The organism is Palleronia marisminoris, assembly GCF_900172315.1.
GTDB classification, from domain to species: Bacteria; Pseudomonadota; Alphaproteobacteria; order Rhodobacterales; family Rhodobacteraceae; genus Palleronia; species Palleronia marisminoris.
Map to the genome: position 1 here is coordinate 1 of NZ_FWFV01000032.1, position 1,040 is coordinate 1,040.

Annotated in this window: 1 protein-coding gene; it reads left to right on the forward strand. The window is 67.2% G+C overall.

The window, feature by feature from the left end; all coding sequences use genetic code 11:
- Nucleotides 1-991 (forward strand): methyl-accepting chemotaxis protein (locus PAM7066_RS18440; protein ID WP_246799796.1); only part of this gene is annotated, 991 nt, incomplete at its 5' end.
- Between the last annotated feature and the right edge of the window lie 49 nt (nucleotides 992-1,040).

Here is a 1,040-nt window from a genome sequence, read left to right on the forward strand (position 1 = left end):
GGAGATGAGCCGGGCTGCGGAAAGCATCGCCGCCGGCGATCTGCGGGCCGACGTCACGCCGCGTTCCGACGACGACCGGCTCGGGATTGCGCTGCGCGACATGGTGATCAAGCTGCGCGAGGTGATCTCGAACGCGTCCGTCAGTGCGACCTATGTGGCGGAAGGTGCGGGTAACATGTCCAGCACCGCCGAGCAGCTCAGCGCCGGCTCGGCCCAGCAGGCCGCGGCCGCCCAGGAGGCCAGCGCCTCGATCGAGGAGATGACAGCGAACATCCGCCAGAACGCGGACAATGCCGGCCAGACCGAGAAGATCGCCAATCAGTCCGCCGACGACGCCAGGAAATCCGGCGAGGCCGTGGCCAACGCGGTCCGCGCGATGAAGACGATCGCCGACAAGATCAACATCATCCAGGAGATCGCCCGCCAGACCGATCTTCTCGCGCTCAACGCCGCGGTGGAAGCCGCCCGTGCCGGCACGCATGGCAAGGGTTTCGCGGTGGTGGCCTCGGAAGTGCGCAAGCTCGCCGAGCGCAGCCAGCAGGCGGCGGGCGAGATCAGCCAGCTCTCCGCCGAGACCGTCGACGTGTCGGGCGAGGCCGGCCGGATGCTCGAGACGCTGGTCCCGAACATCCAGCGCACCGCCGACCTGGTGCAGGAGATCTCGGCCTCGACCCGCGAGCAGAACGTCGGTGCCGAGCAGATCAACCAGGCGATCCGCGAGCTCGACAAGGTGATCCAGCAGAACGCGAATGCCGCGGAAGAGTCGGCCGCGACGAGCCAGGAACTGGCGGCACAGTCGCAGCAGCTGACCGGCGTGATCTCGTATTTCGAGCTCGACGATACCGGAAAGCGTCCCGTGGCCCCTGCCAAGCCCAAGGTCGTGGCGTCCAACGCCAAGCCGACCCGGACGCAGAAGGACGTGAAGGCGTTCGAGCTCGACCTAAAGTCGGAGGAGGTCTCCGACGACGACTTCCATCGCTACGCCGGCTGATCCATGAAAATCAGCACTCGGCATGTGCGGGACGTGGCGGGGGAGGAGG